The organism is Bizionia sp. M204, assembly GCF_023205095.1.
In the GTDB taxonomy this organism is placed as follows: Bacteria; Bacteroidota; Bacteroidia; order Flavobacteriales; family Flavobacteriaceae; genus Algorimicrobium; species Algorimicrobium hallyeonense.
Map to the genome: position 1 here is coordinate 3,125,013 of NZ_CP046242.1, position 18,620 is coordinate 3,143,632.

General features: G+C 32.6%; 13 protein-coding genes and 1 tRNA gene. 7 read left to right on the plus strand and 7 right to left on the minus strand.

The genetic code is table 11. The annotated features are described in order from the left end of the window. Position 1: 1 nt before the first annotated feature. Positions 2–2,809: a T9SS-dependent choice-of-anchor J family protein gene (locus GMA17_RS14385; RefSeq protein ID WP_248397370.1), complete on the minus strand. Its 2,808-nt coding sequence runs from the start codon at positions 2,807–2,809 to the stop codon at positions 2–4. 206 nt (positions 2,810–3,015) lie between these two features. Here GMA17_RS14385 and GMA17_RS14390 point away from each other — a divergent pair, with 206 nt between their 5' ends. Beyond that, complete coding sequence (locus tag GMA17_RS14390; RefSeq protein ID WP_248397372.1) at positions 3,016–6,045, plus strand: reprolysin-like metallopeptidase; 3,030 nt, start codon at positions 3,016–3,018, stop codon at positions 6,043–6,045. Positions 6,046–6,096: 51 nt separating this feature from the next. On the opposite strand, the gene pth is transcribed toward GMA17_RS14390, so the two are convergent. The 3 genes from pth to GMA17_RS14405 all read right to left on the minus strand — a co-directional run bounded on the left by pth (position 6,097) and on the right by GMA17_RS14405 (position 8,445). Next, positions 6,097–6,663 carry an aminoacyl-tRNA hydrolase gene (gene pth, locus GMA17_RS14395; protein WP_248400691.1) on the minus strand — a complete coding sequence of 189 codons (567 nt, stop codon included), beginning with the start codon at positions 6,661–6,663 and terminating at the stop codon, positions 6,097–6,099. Between the two features lie 142 nt (positions 6,664–6,805). Next, entirely contained in the window at positions 6,806–7,450 is a 645-nt protein-coding gene (locus GMA17_RS14400) for a 50S ribosomal protein L25/general stress protein Ctc (RefSeq protein WP_248397374.1), read from the minus strand. A 53-nt stretch (positions 7,451–7,503) separates the two neighbouring features. Then, on the minus strand, positions 7,504–8,445 hold the full coding sequence (locus tag GMA17_RS14405; RefSeq protein WP_248397376.1) for a ribose-phosphate pyrophosphokinase: 942 nt from the start codon (positions 8,443–8,445) through the stop codon (positions 7,504–7,506). Between the two features lie 157 nt (positions 8,446–8,602). Between GMA17_RS14405 and GMA17_RS14410 the strand changes: the two genes are divergently transcribed. The 3 genes from GMA17_RS14410 to GMA17_RS14420 all read left to right on the plus strand — a co-directional run bounded on the left by GMA17_RS14410 (position 8,603) and on the right by GMA17_RS14420 (position 9,558). Further along, positions 8,603–8,682 (plus strand) — tRNA-Leu (locus tag GMA17_RS14410). A gap of 472 nt (positions 8,683–9,154) precedes the next feature. Next, a complete protein-coding gene (locus tag GMA17_RS14415; protein WP_248397378.1) occupies positions 9,155–9,385 on the plus strand; it encodes a DUF2188 domain-containing protein in 231 nt (76 codons plus the stop codon). Between the two features lie 2 nt (positions 9,386–9,387). Beyond that, positions 9,388–9,558: a hypothetical protein gene (locus GMA17_RS14420; RefSeq protein ID WP_248397380.1), complete on the plus strand. Its 171-nt coding sequence runs from the start codon at positions 9,388–9,390 to the stop codon at positions 9,556–9,558. Between the two features lie 195 nt (positions 9,559–9,753). On the opposite strand, the gene GMA17_RS14425 is transcribed toward GMA17_RS14420, so the two are convergent. After that, on the minus strand, positions 9,754–11,247 hold the full coding sequence (locus GMA17_RS14425; RefSeq protein WP_248397382.1) for a P-loop ATPase, Sll1717 family: 1,494 nt from the start codon (positions 11,245–11,247) through the stop codon (positions 9,754–9,756). A 54-nt stretch (positions 11,248–11,301) separates the two neighbouring features. Next, a complete protein-coding gene (locus tag GMA17_RS14430) occupies positions 11,302–11,583 on the minus strand; it encodes a DUF3892 domain-containing protein (protein WP_248397384.1) in 282 nt (93 codons plus the stop codon). Between the two features lie 382 nt (positions 11,584–11,965). On the opposite strand from GMA17_RS14430, the gene GMA17_RS14435 reads away from it, so the two are divergent. The 3 genes from GMA17_RS14435 (at position 11,966) to GMA17_RS14445 (ending at position 16,801) form a co-directional block, all read left to right on the plus strand. Beyond that, positions 11,966–15,118, plus strand: coding sequence for an Eco57I restriction-modification methylase domain-containing protein (locus GMA17_RS14435; RefSeq protein WP_248397386.1), 3,153 nt, complete (start codon positions 11,966–11,968; stop codon positions 15,116–15,118). A gap of 1 nt (position 15,119) precedes the next feature. Beyond that, entirely contained in the window at positions 15,120–15,992 is an 873-nt protein-coding gene (locus tag GMA17_RS14440) for a hypothetical protein (protein WP_248397388.1), read from the plus strand. Positions 15,993–16,171: 179 nt separating this feature from the next. After that, a complete protein-coding gene (locus GMA17_RS14445) occupies positions 16,172–16,801 on the plus strand; it encodes a DUF4760 domain-containing protein (protein ID WP_248397391.1) in 630 nt (209 codons plus the stop codon). 794 nt (positions 16,802–17,595) lie between these two features. Here GMA17_RS14445 and GMA17_RS14450 read toward each other — a convergent pair. Further along, on the minus strand, positions 17,596–18,534 hold the full coding sequence (locus tag GMA17_RS14450; protein WP_248397393.1) for a DUF6371 domain-containing protein: 939 nt from the start codon (positions 18,532–18,534) through the stop codon (positions 17,596–17,598). Between the last annotated feature and the right edge of the window lie 86 nt (positions 18,535–18,620).

Sequence of the window (18,620 nt, forward strand, 5' to 3'; positions counted from 1 at the left end):
TTTATTTCTTAATAAATGGTATTGTAAGTGATGAATTGTCTTTACGTATTTTAATAAAGTACATGCCATTACTTATATCAGATGTATTGATTTGTAAATCTGAAGCGCCTAAAATAGTAGCCGTTTTAACAACTTGACCAAGCATGTTGTATACAGCATAACTATCAGGCAAGTTAGCATCCGTAGTTTTAATATTTAAAACAGATGTTGTTGGGTTTGGATAAACGGACAACGTGGAAGCCATTTCAAATGCATCAACAGATAATAACGCTAATTGTGTACCAAAAACATAAGTTCCTTCAAGACCTGATGTAAAGGAAGCTGCTAATTTGGAATCAGATCCAAAAGCAGAAATAGTAATAGCTGCCACTTCATTAGTGAGTTCATTTTTCACAAAAAGTTCACTTCTAGAATTTCCTGTTAGTGCTTCCCAACCCGCAAGTTCGGCTTCACTGAAGTAGAAGTTGATAGTTGAAGCATCAGATGTGCTAACGTTAGTTGTAGTAATATTGAATGTTTTAGCGGTAACAAAAGAATCTGGATCGGTATTAGCGCCATACATAACTGCTGCTGCTCCTGCAGTTGCTACATCTCTAGAAACTGAAACGTCCACGCATGCATAGTTAAAGCCACCTGTATTGTCCACGTCAATCATAACGTTTCCAGTGTTAGTATCTGTAAAATAGGCCATTCCAACCTCATTAATTCCAGCTGTAGTTGCTGTATTAACTAGTGTTTGAGCGCCCGTAGTTGTGTCTGCAGTAACAGAAACATCATCCAACATAAATACAAACTCATCGGCGGAAACTACATGAAACGTGATGTAAATATCTTGACCATCATAAGCTGATAAATCATACGTGTATTCTGTCCATTCTAATGGTGGAATAACGTATGGTGCAGGTGTAATGATGGTGAAACTAGCAGGGTTAGTGTCCGTAGTAGAAATACCTACTTGGAAACGTTCGCCTCCCGCGTAATTATCGGTTAAACTTTGTGCCCAAAATTTGAGTTCACTATTCGTTCCATCTAACGAAATTTGAGGCGTAAAAATGTAATCATCATTTTCAGGTGTACCACTAGAGCTTCCTGTTGAGTTAAAGCAGTAATAGCCTTTTGTTCCGGAATGAGGATTCCATCCGTCACCAAATACAGGTGTGCCTTGGCTAGGGTTAAAAACAATAAATGTTCCTGTATACCCTTCGTTTGGGAAATCGTTATTATCTGCTGCATAGGTTGTATCGCCATCATTGTCTAACATAGTCCAAGCGCCAACAGGTGTAATTTGCCAATCTGTGTACGATTCAAAACCGTCACTAAATAAAACGGTATTACCTGAACTAGTTGGAGCTGTATCGTCATTAGTAATAGTTATAACGTATGTATTTGTGGTGGCCACTAAATCGCCAGTGGTTGATACATTAACATTTAAAGTAATGGTTTCATCAGTTTCAACCATACCATCTTCATATACGCGTAATGTAATAGTATTGCTTCCCGTTGTATCACCTTGAGGAAATGATACGGAGTTATTAATAAGTTCAAAATCTATATTTTCGGTTGCCGTACCAGAGTGTGATAAAGTTGCTGTTGCCGAAGCATTTCCAGCCTCGCTTGCTGTTAATGTAATTTCAATGTCTTGAAAACCACAGCCATCACCTTCTAAAATTCCAGAAGGTAGGGTAGTACTTATAAGAATAGTAGGTTCTGCACTACCTGTTGTAGAATTTGGTAAATTTGAAATACCATCCGCATTTTCAAGAACAGTTAAAATTCTACTTACTTGATCTGCTGTAAAAATATTCATACACGCGTCATCCGTATAGTCCATATAATTTTCAACCATGTCTCTATTACCATCACAAGTAGTTTGGTTGTTTGTTGGACAACCAAAATTGGAAGTTGAACTTTCTGGAGTATCCGCACAAAAATCGTTTCCACAATTAGAGTCTCCCCATATATGTCTTAATCCAATCCAGTGACCAATTTCGTGTGTTAACGTACGACCAGCATTATAAGGTGCTGCAGTTCCTGGGTTAGTTAAAGAGCCAATACTACCTGGAATGACAACAACGCCATCGGTAAGTGCTGAACCGCCATTTGGATCTAAGCCTGGCAGTGTTGAGTTAGATGGAAATTGTGCGTATCCTAAAACACCACCTCCTAAATTGGCACTCCATATATTAGCGTATAAAGAACGATCCCAAATAGTTGCTGGTTTAATAGTCGCGTTCATGGTATTAGTAGCAATTGTACCAGTATAACCGTAAACTCTATTTATACCAGGTTCTGGTAAAACATTTCCATTAGGATCAACAGCTGCTGGAATAAAGTTTATTTCCGCAGATTCTGCAACAGGATCTGTACTTCCTGAAAGGTTGTTAAAATCTAAATTTAACTGATCTATTTGTGCTTGGATTCTAGCGGCTGAAATATCGTTAGCATCGCCTTGAGAACCGGTTATTACGTGAAAAATAATAGGGATATTAACCACGGCACGTCTGTAAGTTCCATTAGCTTTTTCTAGAGCAATACGTTCTTGACGTTCTTGAATTAAAGGCGCTAACCAGTTTTCAAATTCTTGATCCGATTGAATGTTTGGATTGTTTTGTCTGCGTAAAGCCTCCATTTCTACAGTGGCGCACCTTACAAAACCAGTTTCGTTAAAATGTCTTTGGTTTTCTTCAGTTAATTGAAGCGGTTCGTTAGAGATTGAAGTTGTCAAGGCAGATTTTTGCTGCGCCTGTAAACTAAAAACACTTACAAACAGTAGTAATAAAAAAACTAGTTTAAAGTTGTTTTGTTTCATGATTATAATTTAGAGATTAAATAATTGGAGTAAAAATAGCAAAAAAAACACTAAAGTCAGTGCAATATTTTGGGTTTGTTGGTTAATCAAGTATTAGTATAAAATAAGTGTTGTATTTCTAATTCCTCAAAATAAATGATGAAAATTATTGTTTTCGCAATTATTTAACTAAATTTATTCACAAAATTAACTTAAGTAAGTGTGTTATGAGAAAAACTACAAATTATTATTTTAAGAAGCTTAAACTTTTACTATTAGTCTTCGTTTTAGCATTTGGTCCGGCCGTGATGGCGCAACAAAAAAACAGCTATTGGAGTAAAACAAAGGAAGGCATTTTTAATAAAGCGGATAAAGTTCATCGAGCGTCACAACCTTCAAAATTTGAAGTATTTAATTTAGATTTGCAAGCATTTAAAAATGCAATTGAAAATGCGCCTTTAAGAAGTGAAAACTCCAGACGTTCTAATGTTGTTGTTGAATTTCCTGTTGCCGATGGCACTTTTGAGAAATTTATGGTGTCTGAATCCCCTATTATGGCGCCAGGATTAGCCGAAAGATATCCAATGATTAAAACTTATAAGGCCGTTGGTATTGATGATCCTACAGCCACCATGCGTTTTAGTGTGACTCAATTTGGACTTCATTCCATGATGTTATCTGGTAAAAGAAGCTCTGTCTATATTGATCCATACACGGAAAACAGAAATTCCTATATGGTTTATAGTAGAAATACTTTAGGTGAAGATTTACAGGGTTTTGAATGCCTTGTAGACGAAAATATAGATTTAGGCTCTTTAACCAATGAACGTTCTACAAGTCGTGCCGATACAGACGATAGAAAATTAAGGACCTACAGATTGGCACAATCCTGTAATGGTGAGTATGGACAGATTTTTGCAGGTTCGGGAACTGTTGCACAGCAAAAGGCTAATGTTCAAGCTCAAATGGTATTAACGATAAATCGTGTTAATGAAATTTACGAACGCGATTTAGCTATTACGCTTGTGTTTGTTGCTAATAATGATGCTGTTATTTATTTAAATCCAGCCACAGATCCATGGAACGGCGAATTTAACACAACTACAGCACAAACTTTGGACAATGTCATTGGTGTTAATAATTATGATATAGGTCATAATTTTAATACTTCGGGTGGCGGAAGTGCTGGATGTTTAGGGTGTGTATGCGCTAGTCAGTCCCAAACCAATTTTCATAAAGGAAGGGGTTATACTGGAAGACCAGATCCAACAGGCGATCCTTTTGATATTGATTATGTAGCACACGAAATGGGTCATCAATTTGATGGGTGGCACTCTATGAATACCTGCAGTCGTTCTGGAAATGGCTCTACTGAAGTAGAACCAGCTTCCGGTAGCTCAATTATGGGTTACGCGGGTATTTGTGCAACTAATGTGCAAAACAATAGTGATGCGCACTTTAATTATGTAAATATTCGGGATATTTCAGCAAATATTCAAACTGGAGTTAGTAGTTCTTGTGATGTTGAAACAGATTTAGTTAACCAGCCTCCAGTAGCAAATGCAGGAGCGGATTATAATATCCCTAAAAGCACACCTTATGTTTTGAGAGGTACGGCAACAGATCCAGATGGCGAAGCGTCTCTTACTTATAATTGGAGTCAAAATGATCCAGAGCGTGCACCAGGAAATGGTGCGCCGCAGTCAGCATGGACCGTTGGGCCACTATATCGTTCTATTCTACCAAGCGATTCACCAAATCGGTATATGCCAAAATTAAGTGATGTTGTTGCTGGTAATTTAACGCCAACATGGGAAGTAACACCTTCTGTTGCTAGAAACATGGAGTTTTCTTTTATAGTAAGAGATAATGGTAGTGGTTTTGCAGTAGGCATTGGTCAAACAGACGCAGATTTAATGACTGTGACTGTAGAAAATGTAGATCCTTTTACAGTTGCTGGACCTAATGGTGGAGATGTATGGACAGAAGGAGCCACGCAAACTGTAACGTGGAATGTTGGGCAAACTGATAATGCAACCATAAATTGTCAAACTGTAAATATATTATTGTCAACTGATGGTGGTTTCACATACCCGTACACTTTAGCAGCTGCAACACCTAATGATGGTACTGAAGATATAAACGTTCCAAGTGGAACATTATCTACAACCGCAAGAGTAATGGTTGAGGCGGCTGATAATATTTTTTATGACATTTCTAATTCAAACTTTAATATTAATACCAATGACCCAGATTTCTATTTTGTAAACACAAATGGCGATCAAGCCATTTGTGGTGGAACATCTGTTTCATATGAATTTGATTACTTTGCTATTAATGGATTTACAGACACAACAGGTTTTACCGTTTCTGGAAATCCTGCAGGAAGTAATGTAGTAATAACACCTAACAGTTTGGATGTGTCTGGCTCTTTTATAGTGGATGTTAATAATTTAGGTGGAGCACCAGCTGGCGACTATACAATTACGGTGTCTGGTACTTCAGGGAGTACAGTAAAGAATGTTGATGTTATTTTAACATTGGTAGATGGAGTTTGTGCTTCTATTGCTAATACTTCATATCAAACTAGTACAACCTTGGTTCAATTTAATACTATAGATAATGCTTCAGGAAAACCGTCTGGTTATAGTAATTATACAGCTATTTCCACGGATGTTAATCGGGAGAGTATGTATGATTTAGTAGTAAATATGAATACAGACGGAAACTTTACTTGTATTTCTACAGTGTGGATAGATTGGAATCAAGATTGTGTTTTTGATGGATCTGAAATGTATGATATGGGGTCTGCTATTGGCACTGCAAATGGACCAGCAGCTAATTCGCCTTTAGCGGTGACAGTTCCGGCTGATGCTGTTTTAGGAACGACTACTATGCGCGTTGTAACTAAATATAGTTCTGCTGCAACACCATGTCAAAACGGTCATGATGGAGAAGTTGAAGATTATTCGGTAAATGTTTTAACGTCTTTATCTGTTGATGAGTTTGCTGTTTCCGAGTTTAGTGTTTATCCAAATCCAAATAACGGAACGTTTAATGTGAAAATGTCCAACGTTACAGATGCTATTACCATTACTGTTTTTGATATTCGCGGACGTCGTGTTTATACCAATGATTATAAAAATATTTCGGAATTTAACGAAGTTATTAATATTGGAAATGTAGAATCTGGTATGTACTTACTGCAAGTTTCTGAAGGTTCTAAAAGGACAACCAAGAAAATAATTGTTGAATAATTTTGCGATTAAATTTATAAAAAAGGGAAGCTCATTTGGCTTCCCTTTTTTTTATTTTCCATTAAAACTATTCATCGTATTGCTAATGCCTGCTGTTCCAAAAGATTTAATAAGTTCAGCGGCTTTTTCCAAACGTTCAGGTAGGCGTTTGTTTTCGTCTTCATTCCATTCACCCAACACATAATCAACTTGACGACCTTGGCTAAATTCATCACTAATTCCAAACCGGAAACGGTTGTATTTCGTGGTATTTAATTTGTCTTGAATATCTTTAAGTCCGTTATGGCCACCATCACTTCCTTTGGTTTTTAGGCGAATACTTCCAAAAGGCAAATTCAAATCGTCTGTAATGATAAGCAGGTTTTCTAAAGGAATTTTTTCTTTCGTTAACCAATATAAAACAGATTTGCCACTCAAATTCATATAAGTACTCGGTTTTAATAATATAAACGTGCGTCCTTTAAATTTATAGGTGGTTAAATCTCCTAATTTATCGGTAGTAAAAGTGAGGTCTTCTTTATGCGCTAGAAAGTCTAGTACTTTAAAGCCTATATTATGTCTGGTATTATGGTATTTATCACCAATATTACCTAAACCTACAATTAGAAATTTTTTCATGCTATCTGTTTCGGCTGTTTTAAAAGCTTGGCGTTTATTTAAAAATGTAAATAGGTTCCACATGCTTCAAATTTATAGAAAAAATAAAAAAGCATCCTGAAAAATCAGAATGCTTTTAAATATATTGATACTAAGATTAGATTTATTCTTGACCTTCTGCTTCTGGAGAATCAGTTCCTTCAGTTGCTTCTGCACCTTCTTCAAGTTCTTCTTCGTCATCATCCGTAGCAATAACCATAGCAGCTCTTGCACGTTTAATTTGACAAACAACTGTGTTATCAGTATGTAAAATTTTGTATGCTTCGTTTTCTAAAGCAGTAACATATAATTTAGCACCGATTTTTAAATCTGTAATGTCTATTTCAATAAAATCAGGTAAGTTACTTGGTAATGCTTTCACACGTAATTTACGCGCGTTTTTACGTAAAACACCACCAGCTTTAACTCCTTTAGAATTCCCCACAAAGTGTACAGGAATTTCCATTGAAATCTGCTTGTCTTCAAATAATTGATAGAAATCGATATGTAAAATTCTATCTGTTACAGGATGAAACTGAATATCTTGCAAAACTGCGTTAAATTCATCACCATTATCTAAAGAAATCACAACTGTATGCGCATTAGGCGTATAAACCAGTTTTGAAAATGCAAGTTCTTCAGCATTAAAATGTACTGGTTTGTCACCTCCGTATAATACGCAAGGCACCTGTCCAGCATTACGTAAGGCTTTTGTTGCTTTTTTGCCTACGCTTTCTCTTTTAGATCCGTTAATTGTAATTGACTTCATTGTTTATATATAATTGTTATTAATATTCTAATTTTGGTAGTACTTTAAGGATACTACATAATAAATTTTGAGCTAATAGATTTGTTGTAATGTACGTTTAGCATCACTTCAGCAAATAAATTAGCACAGCTTAACACCCGTATTTTGTCGCTTTGTTGTTTTAAAGGAATTGAATCGGTTACAATTAGTTCTTCCAACTTCGAATTCTCAATACGCTCATATGCGCTGCCTGATAAGATAGGGTGCGTACAAATTGCACGAACACTTAAAGCGCCACGCTCCATCATTAAATCGGCTGCTTTTGTTAAAGTTCCTGCGGTATCCACCATATCATCTACTAATACAACGTTTTTTCCTGTAACATCACCAATTAATTCCATGTGTGATATAACATTAGCTTTAGCACGTTGCTTATAACAAATAACCACATCGCTTTCTAATGCTTTGGAATATGCATAGGCTCTTTTGGAGCCGCCCATATCTGGAGACGCAATGGTTAAATTATCTAAATTTAAACTTTTTAAATACGGTAGAAAAATAGTAGATGCGAATAAATGATCTACTGGTTTTTCAAAAAATCCTTGAATTTGATCCGCATGCAAATCCATGGTAATAATACGTGTTGCTCCGGCAGCTTCTAGCATTTTTGCCACTAGTTTTGCCGCAATTGGCACACGAGGTTTATCTTTTCTGTCTTGTCTGGCCCAACCAAAGTATGGTAATACAGCGGTAATGTGTCTGGCTGAAGCGCGTTTTGCTGCATCAATCATTAACAACATTTCCATCAGGTTTTCCGGTCCTGGATTGGTAGAGCCAATAATAAAAATACGCGTTCCGCGTATAGATTCTTCGTAAGACGGCTGAAACTCACCATCACTATAGGTAGATGTAATAACGTTACCCATCCGAATACCATAGGCATCAGCGATTTTTTCCGCGAGCGCTCTACTTTGAGTACAGGTAAAAATTTTTGCTTCTGTTTGTACGTTTGGCATGTTTAATTGGTTGTATTATAACTAATTATATTCAGTTCGTCTTAACGAGGTGCAAATTTAGGAATTTATTTCAACTCCAAAAGCATAAAAGGGTGTATTTTTAATGCTTGGAAGCATTTTATTTTATAATTTTGCCACCTACTATAATTTTAAGCATGCTCAAGTGGTGGAATTGGTAGACACGTCGGATTCAAAATCCGATTCTTCGGAGTGCGGGTTCGATTCCCGCCTTGAGTACTGAAATTAGCCGTAAATATATGATAATCAAATGTTTGCGGCTTTTTATTTATTCGTATTCCCGATATTTTCCCGAAAAATTAGGCGTTTTTGATGCTTAATTTTAATTAACTCTGCTTAATTCGGTTAAATGTGATTTTGCTTTTTTATTTTCTTTTCCCAAAGTGCTTTATGGGATTATTACTATTTTTTTTTATAAATTTCTTTAAAAGCTATTGATGTCATTATTGTAAGTTTCTATATTAAAATGAAATTTGAACCTAGTGCCATTAGAATTATTATATGCACTTATAGTAATACTTTCTAGCTAAACTCTAGCTAGTTTTTACAATTGTTGAAATTAATTTAAAAAAATCAAAACCGATTTACTGCTCGAATTAAATTAGATGTTAATACATTTTTTATAAAACACTGTTTTTAAATTCTTTAACATCAAAATATATCATATCTTTATTTTTAAATTATTAAAATAATGGGAAAAAATCAACACGTAGTAAAAAATGATGATGGATGGAGTGTTAAAGGAGCTAATAATTCAAAAGCAACTTCCAATCATAGAACTCAAAAAGAAGCAATCGAAAGAGCTAGAGAGATTGCGAAAAATCAAAAATCAGAAGTAGTAATTCACGGTAAAGACGGAAAAATTAGAGATAAAGATAGTTATGGTAATGACCCTCATCCACCAAGAGATAAAAAGCATTAAATATGGAAACTATTTATTTTGATTCTTTAAAAAGTGAAATTGAAAAAGAGAGATGCAATATACATAGCGAATATTCAAAATTTGAAAAAACGAACAAAGCATCTAATGCTTCTGCTTTTCACGAAGAATTTCGCTCAACATTGCGAAAAAAAGACATGGTTCATTTTTGCTAAAAAAACGAAATTGGATATGGAAAGAATGTTAGTCAAAACTAACTACAGAAAATGATTAGAAAACAAGGTAAACTTAATTCTGGGCTATAGTTTTCTTAAAAAATCTTCGTATCTTTAGTCTGAATCCAGAAATTTAGACTTATTCATAATGAATTTTGTCAATAATTATAACAAATCCTTGTGGGGAAGTGAAACCTACTCAATCTTCGGAATAAGTCTTCGAACTAAAAATTCTACTTTAGGATCGATAACCTCGTATACTTTGGTACTATTAGGTCCTAGAATATCATCCTCTCGAATTAACTTGTAAGATTTCATTAATTTTATTTGACCTTCAGATTGCGAATTATTTTGGTTAAAAGCGCGAGTTAAATCCTTGGATGTAAAACGATTAAGTTTAACAGCCAAAATCCTATTAATCATGGCTTTGATTTCTTTATTCCTTCCTGCTTTCCAGGGATATAAAGAATCATAATCATAATTTGAACAAAACGACACCATGCCTGAAGAAATAGAATGATCATCGAAATAACTCATGTTTTGATTATTGTTGGCTTGTTCTTGATAAATAGATCCAAGGAGAGAAATTAAATCTCTGGGAGATTTGTTTGCTAATCTTATTAGTTCATTTCGATCGTTTTCATCTGGAAATAAATCATCAAGTACCTTTTTACCATCCAAAGAAAAATAATTAATTCGTTTGTCGATTAATGGCTTCAAATCTTTTGATTTCCATCTGACATCAATAAAACCAAATTTATCAAATCTTACTGTTCCTGACAACTCTGATCGCAATTCAGACCATAGGCTAAAACCAATAGCCAAATTGGCATTTAAAAGCAATTCTGTATCAGTTAATAACTCACTTGTAAACGTTCCTATTTTTTCAATATCCTGATTTAATTCTTGGTATTCATCAATTTTATCAAACAATACAATAGTTGACTTGAAGTTTAATTTTTTTATAATTTTTAAAACTTCATCCAGCATTTTTTTTAAATTTTCCTTCGAACAATCTTGCGATTTTATATCAATCTTGTCAAAATTAATTTCTTTAATAGTACCAAAATATTCCTTATAAACATTTGGAGAATCTATTTTATCAAGCCCTAATGACTGTTTGACAAAATTTGAAGAGATTGAAATAGCCGTTGATGTTATAGTGTTTGCTGGAATTAAACCCCATTTATTAAAAAATTTAATAAGTCTATTCTTGGTTTTTACTTTATGAATGTTATTATAAATATTATCAAATTCTTCACGACTCATTGAAGAAAAAAACAAACGGATAAAAAACGCTAACTTTTCTTTATCTACCTGATTAAGACTCTTTAATAATTGCTTATTTTTTTGTAAAAAAACCGATAATTTAGTAACAAGCGTTTTTAAGATTAAGATTAAAAAAGCTGTCTCATTTGTTTTAATAGGTATAGAATCAAATCTATCAATCATCACTACAAAAAGGTCAGTTTCTTTTTCTAGATCTTCAACTAATTTATTAATAATAGAAGTTTTGCCATGTCCCCTTTGCCCGATAATAAATCTACTATCTCCAGTTGACAGATCATTTGTTAATGTCTTGTAGTAATTAGGCTCATAGAAGATGTCTTCCAAAAACTCTAGTTCTTGTTCTGAAGAACGTTTAGAGAAAGGGTTTCTTTTTAACTCCAGATTATTGTTTAAAATCAATTAAATTATTATTGGTTAGGTTGCTAAAGATATAAAATTAAATGGATTATATTATTATGGGCATTCTGGAAGATTTGATAGATTATTCGATTCGAAACCATCATTTTCAGTTTTTAAAATTTTTTTACCATTGTAATTTTTTACAACGACGTCAACTTTTCTGCCATTAGAATTTACATAAAATTCCCATTTCCCAGATTCGATAGCATCAATAGCTCTTTCTTGAGTAATTCTCCAACGTGAACCATCTGAATTTATACCTCCTATACTTTGTATATTGCCATAAGCGCTTGCTTTATGAGATTTATTGATACATTTGACTTCGTGTCTTGACATTGGAATTAAAGAGTGTTTTAATAGCATAAATTTAATGAAAATTTTCAAATAAAAAATTGATTTAAATTAAATGTATGTTAAAGGTGAATAAGACATAGCAAAATAAGTGCTGAATTGAAAATCAAGTAAAAATTAATTTTTTACAAAAGTACTTCTATAAGTTATATCCTACCTTTTCTACTACGTCCCTTTACATTAGGTCCACTATTTCTAGGAGTACTTGATTAAACATAAGTGGCTAAAATATATAATTTTCATTTCTTAATTCGCCTTAACTTTACTTAATCAGTTTTAATCCATTTCAGAATCTTTCTGATGCTTTTATATTTGCCTTTCTGCAATTATTACTATTTTAGTCCATCATTTCAACCGCAAACTATTAATGTCCTTATTTCAAGTTTCCGTATTAAAGCAACATTTGAATCTGCAAAATCAAGATGTTGTTCTTAAAGCTTATAAAAAATATAGCAAGTATTTTTTAGATCCTACCATTCAAGAAAATATCCGAAGCTCTAAAGAAGAAGAATATCAAGGTATATTTCTAACGGAATTGTTTGGAACTATATTGGGTTATACCTTAAAACCGAATGCCGATTTTAACCTAGTTGCCGAATATAAAAATGAAACGAATGCCGGGAAAGCTGATGGTGCCATTCTGCATAATGATATTGCCATCGGTGTTATAGAGTTAAAAGGCACCAATACTAAAGATTTAGAAAGTATTAGGAAACAAGCTTTCGAATATAAGGCTAATCAAAAAGGCTGTGTGTATGTCATAACCTCAAACTTTGAGAAACTGCGGTTTTATATTAATGATGCGACCGAGTTTGAAGAATTTAATTTGTTCGAGTTATCGCAAGAGCGTTTCGCTTTAATGTATTTATGCCTGCAAAAAGACAACGTAATAAATAATGTGCCTTTAAAGATAAAGGAGGCTTCTATTGTGAAGGAGGAGCAAATAACCAAACAGTTTTATAAAGACTATTCATTATTTAAACGGGAATTATACCGGGATTTGGTAAAGCGTAATACCAAAACTATTAAGGCTAACGCCACATTACGAACAAGTAGCAATCAAAATGAAGATACACATTCTGAAGAGTATAAAGCGGAATTAGTCAAGTTAGAGAAAAACATTAAACTAACGCTCTTTAAAAAGTCGCAGAAACTTATAGATCGTTATTTATTTATATTTTTTGCCGAAGATAGAGGGCTATTGCCGGCCAATAGTACCCAACAGATTTTAGACAAATGGAAAGCTGATGTAGATTTTGGTGATGAACGTCCGCTTTACGACCTCTTTAAACAGTATTTTAATTTTTTAGATGAAGGACGAAAGGGAACGGCTAGCAGAGCGGAAATATATGCCTATAATGGCGGCTTATTTAAAGAAGATAAACTGTTAGATGGTTTAGAAATAGACAACCAATTACTTTATAAATACACCAAACAGTTAGCGGGTTATGATTTTGAGAGCCAAGTTGATGTCAACATTTTAGGCCACATTTTCGAAAACTCACTAAACGAAATAGAAAGTGTTAATGCTGAAATTGAAGGTGGCGATTTCGATAAACAAACATCCAAGCGTAAAAAAGATGGCGTTTTCTACACACCTAAATACATTACCAAATACATAGTAGAAAATACCATTGGTAAGTTATGTGAGGAAAAGAAAACCGAATTAGGTTTTAAAGAAGAAGAATATTTTAAGGGCAGAAAAAACAGAAACAAAACTACCATTGAAAAGTTGGTATTAATACTAGATACGTATCGTGACTGGCTTTTACAACTTACCATTTGTGATCCTGCCTGTGGCTCTGGAGCATTTTTAAACCAAGCGTTAGACTTTTTAATTAAAGAACATGTTTATATAGATGAATTGAAGACCAAAGTACTAGGTGGTGGTTTACAATTTCCAGATATAGAGAATACCATATTAGAAAACAATATTTACGGTGCAGATTTAAACGAAGAATCTATAGAAATTGCCAAGCTATCCTTGTGGTTACGTACCGCACAGCCAAGACGTAAATTAAATGATTTAAGTACCAATATTAAATGTGGTAACAGTTTAATAGATAGCAAAGCAGTAGCGGGAGATAAAGCCTTTAATTGGGAAGAACAATTCCCTAAAGTATTTGAAAAAGGTGGTTTTGATGTGATTATTGGGAATCCGCCTTATGTTAATGCAAATGAACTAAAGAAGGGACTTTCTAAAGACCAATATTCTTTTTTAAAATCTAATTATGAGACAGCTAAAGGAACAGTAGATTTATATATTTATTTCTTTGAAAAGGGATTAGACATAATTAATCAAAATGGTATTCTATCTTACATAACACCAAACAGATTCTTGTCAGCCAGCTATGGAAAGGCATTAAGAGAAATATTAGTTAATCGATATGAAATATTAGGATTAATTGATTATTCTGACAAGCGAGTATTTGAAGATGCGAGTACCTATCCTGTTATTTCATTTTTAAAGAAAAAAGAGAGAGAAAACTATAAAGTAACAACAGGAGGTTTTGATGAAGTATCAAAACAAATAATTGAAGCCAAATTTGATTCAAATAAACTAAATGTTTTAGAGGATTATATTTTAGGTTTTTTATTAAACGATAAATTAATAATTACTGAAAAAATTATTAATCAATCCGAAAGTTTAGAAAATGCAGGTAAGATTAATGCAACTTCTACCGCAAGTGAGGCTGATGATTATTCTAAACTTATTACTGAAGATGGTCAAGGTTATAAATTAATTAATACTGGAACAATAGACCCTTATTGTACAACTTGGGGAATTTCTGAATTAACAGATAAGGGTAGAAAATTTTTAAAACCTTTTTTACCCAAAGAATCAGAGAGCATTTCTGAAAATAGGCATAATTTATACTCATCGCCTAAAATTATTATTGCAAAAATTGGATTAAAATGTGAAGCTTTTTATGATAATAAAGGAGAATATTCATCTATAAATACTAACTGTATTCACTCATTTAGTGAAGATTATTTACCAGAATATGTACAATGCTGGATTAATTCAAAATTATATAATTATATGTTTGAATGCTTCTTTGATGGCCTAAGAATGTCAGGAGGTTATCTACTTTTTTCAGCACCAAATTTGCGGAATACATACATCAAGAGAATAACTATTGATAGGCAGAATCATTTTATTCAATTATCTCAAGATTTACAAAAGAAAAATACTGATTTAAATATTATGCTATCACGCTTTAGTGCTTTCTTTTCTAATAGCGTAGAAATAGAAAAATTATCACGCAAACTCGAAAAATGGCACGAGTTAGACTTTGCAGTCTTTATAAAAGAACTCAACAAAGCCATTAAAAAAGCAGGTGGTACACCACTCACCAAAAAAGACGAGTTTGAGTGGTTAGACCTCTTTGAAGAAAACAAACAAAAAGCACAAGCCTTAAAAACCCAAATTAACCAAACAGATAAAGAAATTGACACTATGGTTTATGAGCTGTATGGTTTAACAGATGAAGAAATAAAAATTGTAGAGAATAGTTAACATGAAATTTATACCACCACTGGAAATAGCCTCAAAAATAATGACGTTAATTGAGGAGTCTAACAAAGAACTCATTTTGGTTTCACCTTATGTAGAGTTATCAAAATGGAATAAAATGAGAAAGTGTTTAGATAGAGCTGTAAATAGAGGCGTAGAAATTACGTTTGTAGCTCGAAAAAACGCAAAACAAGATTTGAGTTTTTTACAGCTTAAAGGAATCAATTTAGTTCTGGTAAATGATCTCCATGCAAAACTCTATTTAAACGAGGAATACGGTATTGTTACTTCGCAAAACATCGTTTACTATTCAGACGTTAATTCAATTGATATTGCCTATAAAACGGTTTCTGATGATCAAAGAAGTGAATTGGTAGAGTTTGTGGATAAGTATGTAGTTAAATTAGAGGGTAAGTCCAATAAATCCATTGGTATTATTGATGAATCGGTTGATTTTGAGTCGATTAATATGACCTCTCAAGAGATACGTAAATTGGGTCATTTTTTTATTCAAACATATGATAAAAGGAAGTTTGTAATCACTTTTAATTATATTTTTTGTGGTAATTTAATTCCGTTTGCAGATGTAATGATTAGTTCGGTTTATACGGTAAAAACCTCAAAATCTAATAATGAAAATATAGATGATTTTATAAAAGAGATTTTAAGTTTTAATTTGAACTTAAAAAATGATTTTGATGTGCAATTATGGACAAGACATAATAAGTTTTATTATATCTATTTCGTACCTAAAGTTGGATTTAAGATTGAGGATTTAATTAGTGATTTTGATTTAATCACGCAGGCTATTGTAAATTCTAAATATGCCGAGGAATTTGAAAGGCGAAGAGAAGTAAATGTAAGAGGGATAATTTAACCGGAGGGACGGCGTAAATTTGGAATCATAGCTAACTTTTAAAAATTTCTTAATATGCTAAATTGTTATAAATTATTGACTTGGCCTATTTTGCCGCTTTTAATCTTTTTTTTAGGTCATATAACAAAGATTTATACGTGTTTTACGATTAAATTTTAAATTTATTAAAAGTCATTATTATGAAGCATGAAATAAGCTTAAATTATAAAATAAAATACGTTTGGATTGGATTAATATGTATCGTGGTTTTCGGTGTGCTTTTATTTTTAACATTAGCGTATCACGACATAAAAATCACTTTAATTGATGTAATTACCTATTTAGCTGGTATGTGTGCTACTTTAACGCTGCTTTACCATGCTTTTAGTTTGGAATACCAAATATTAGCACAAAAAGAAAACACAGACTTATTGCGTACTAAATATACCTATGATATGATTTCTAAATGGTCTAGTACAGATATGAGAGAATGTGTCAACGAGGTTAGGTCAATTCTTAAAGATTCTGATAGATTAAAAGAATTGCAAGACCCTTCTCAAATTGAGAAGTTCGCAGAATATCTTAAAAGTAATTCAAAACATAGAGGCTATTTAGTTCAGACATTGAATTACTTTGAGAACATAGCTACGATGTATGATACTAATCATATTGACCATGAAATAGTTAAAAAAACGTTTAAGTCGTTATTTATTAGTTATTATGCAGTTTTAAAGAATTATATTGATTTTAGACAGAAAGAATACCCAGATAGTTGGTACTATTATGAAAAGGTATGTAAAGTGTGGATCGAAAACAATAAAACGGCATAAAAATTGTTACATTTGTATAAACAGATTATTTGATTATATTTACTATATCAATTAACACTAAAAACAATAATTATGAGAAAGCAACAAGTTTCAAAAAAACCACTGATTAAAGGTGTTGACGGATTATAACTAGTTATAGATTTTATTAAAAAGGAGGGTAAAACCTCCTTTTTTTGTTTTCTACATTCATTTTTAAATGTCATTTAATTCTAAATTTTTGTCCAAATGAATAATTTTGATATTACCAAGAGTTTGTGGTGATGGCACTTTGTCAGAAATCGTATCTTAATTTCTTTTAGGTTTTTATATTTATGATGGTTTTTTCATAACATTGAAATTTAGGATTCCCATTTTATAAATTTTTTAATCCATTATTTTAATAAGTATTGCTTTTGAAGTGATAGAAATACTGGCTGATGTAATTTTTTATCCGATCTAAAGTAAATGGTAATTTGGATAATTTATTGTTTAATAGTTTTGCAAACCGTTTGCAAACCGTAGCCTAGAGATTAACAAACCGTTTGTAAACTGCGACTGGGTATTCTGCAAACCGTTTTCAAACCATAACAAAGAAATTAGCAAACCGTTTTCAAACTTTAACCGAATATTCTGCAAACCGTTTGCAAAAATGCATGTAAATTAAATTTAATGCCATTTATATAATTAAACCGTTCGATGAAAACCGTTTTCTTTACTTTTAAACAAATTTTCAAAACTTAGTAATACTACTGTTTAAGGTGATAGTGTGAATTAACGGTATAAGCCGTTTATTATCATTTAAAAAATTAATTCTTTTAGTCAAGTAAGTTTTTAAAGTTAATGTCCAAATTAATTAAGTAGTCTGCTATATCTAAACCTAATTCTTTTTCTTGTTCTGTAGCCTTTTCCTCTAATAAAGTGGATACTTTAAAAGTTGCTAGTTTAGTTAGCTGTGGTATTTTTTTAGTCCATGAATCAAAACCGTTTAGATCTGGAAACAAAACGACATTCCGGCCCTTTAAAACTCTTGTTTTGGCTTCATTTAAATTATTAATACCGCCACATGATAGCCATATAAACTCCGGTAAATAAACGCTTGAAATTACAGCTGTTTTTTCCGATTCAACTATAGCAATTGGTTTAATTAAGTCTTCGTTTAGTAAGTGTTCACCAAAGTAGCATTGTTCTAAATTATAATTGTCAAGTTTTAAAACAGTATGAACCCAGTTAGCAGGCGGAAAATTGCTCTTAATTCTTTTGCCTGTGCTGGAGTTGTATTGAATTATTTTGCCTGTTCTTATTTTATAATCTCTGTCTACTTGAAAAAAAACGGTTGCACCATTCCAATATTTTGAGGTTCCAATATTATATTTTTCGGCTAATTCAGTTGCAACTGTTTTATTCCAATGATTTTTTAAAAAATCTAAAAAGTTATTACGTTTTTTACTTGATTTACTTTGATGCATAATATGAGGATTAATATAACTGGTTTTTGGTTTTTTTATCTTTTCGGTTGTGGTAATCTTTTTAGTAATTGCTTGAAATAGAATACTGTTTTCAGAAAAGTATTGTTTTGGCTTATAGTGATATCCGCACTTTATAATTCTATTACAGCAACCTACGGCATCATTCAAGTATGTATTGGATTCGGTGTCAATATATCTTGTAAATACTGACTTTTTTAGACATTTTGGGCAGTGGTGCCGAGTTTTAGCGCCCTTATATGGTTCTAGCGTATATCTATGGTTTTTCATTTTATATGGCTTAAAATATTGTTTGCTTTAACTTCATTTACTTCACATCTTCACCTTTTCTATTTATAGTGTGAAGATGTGAAGCA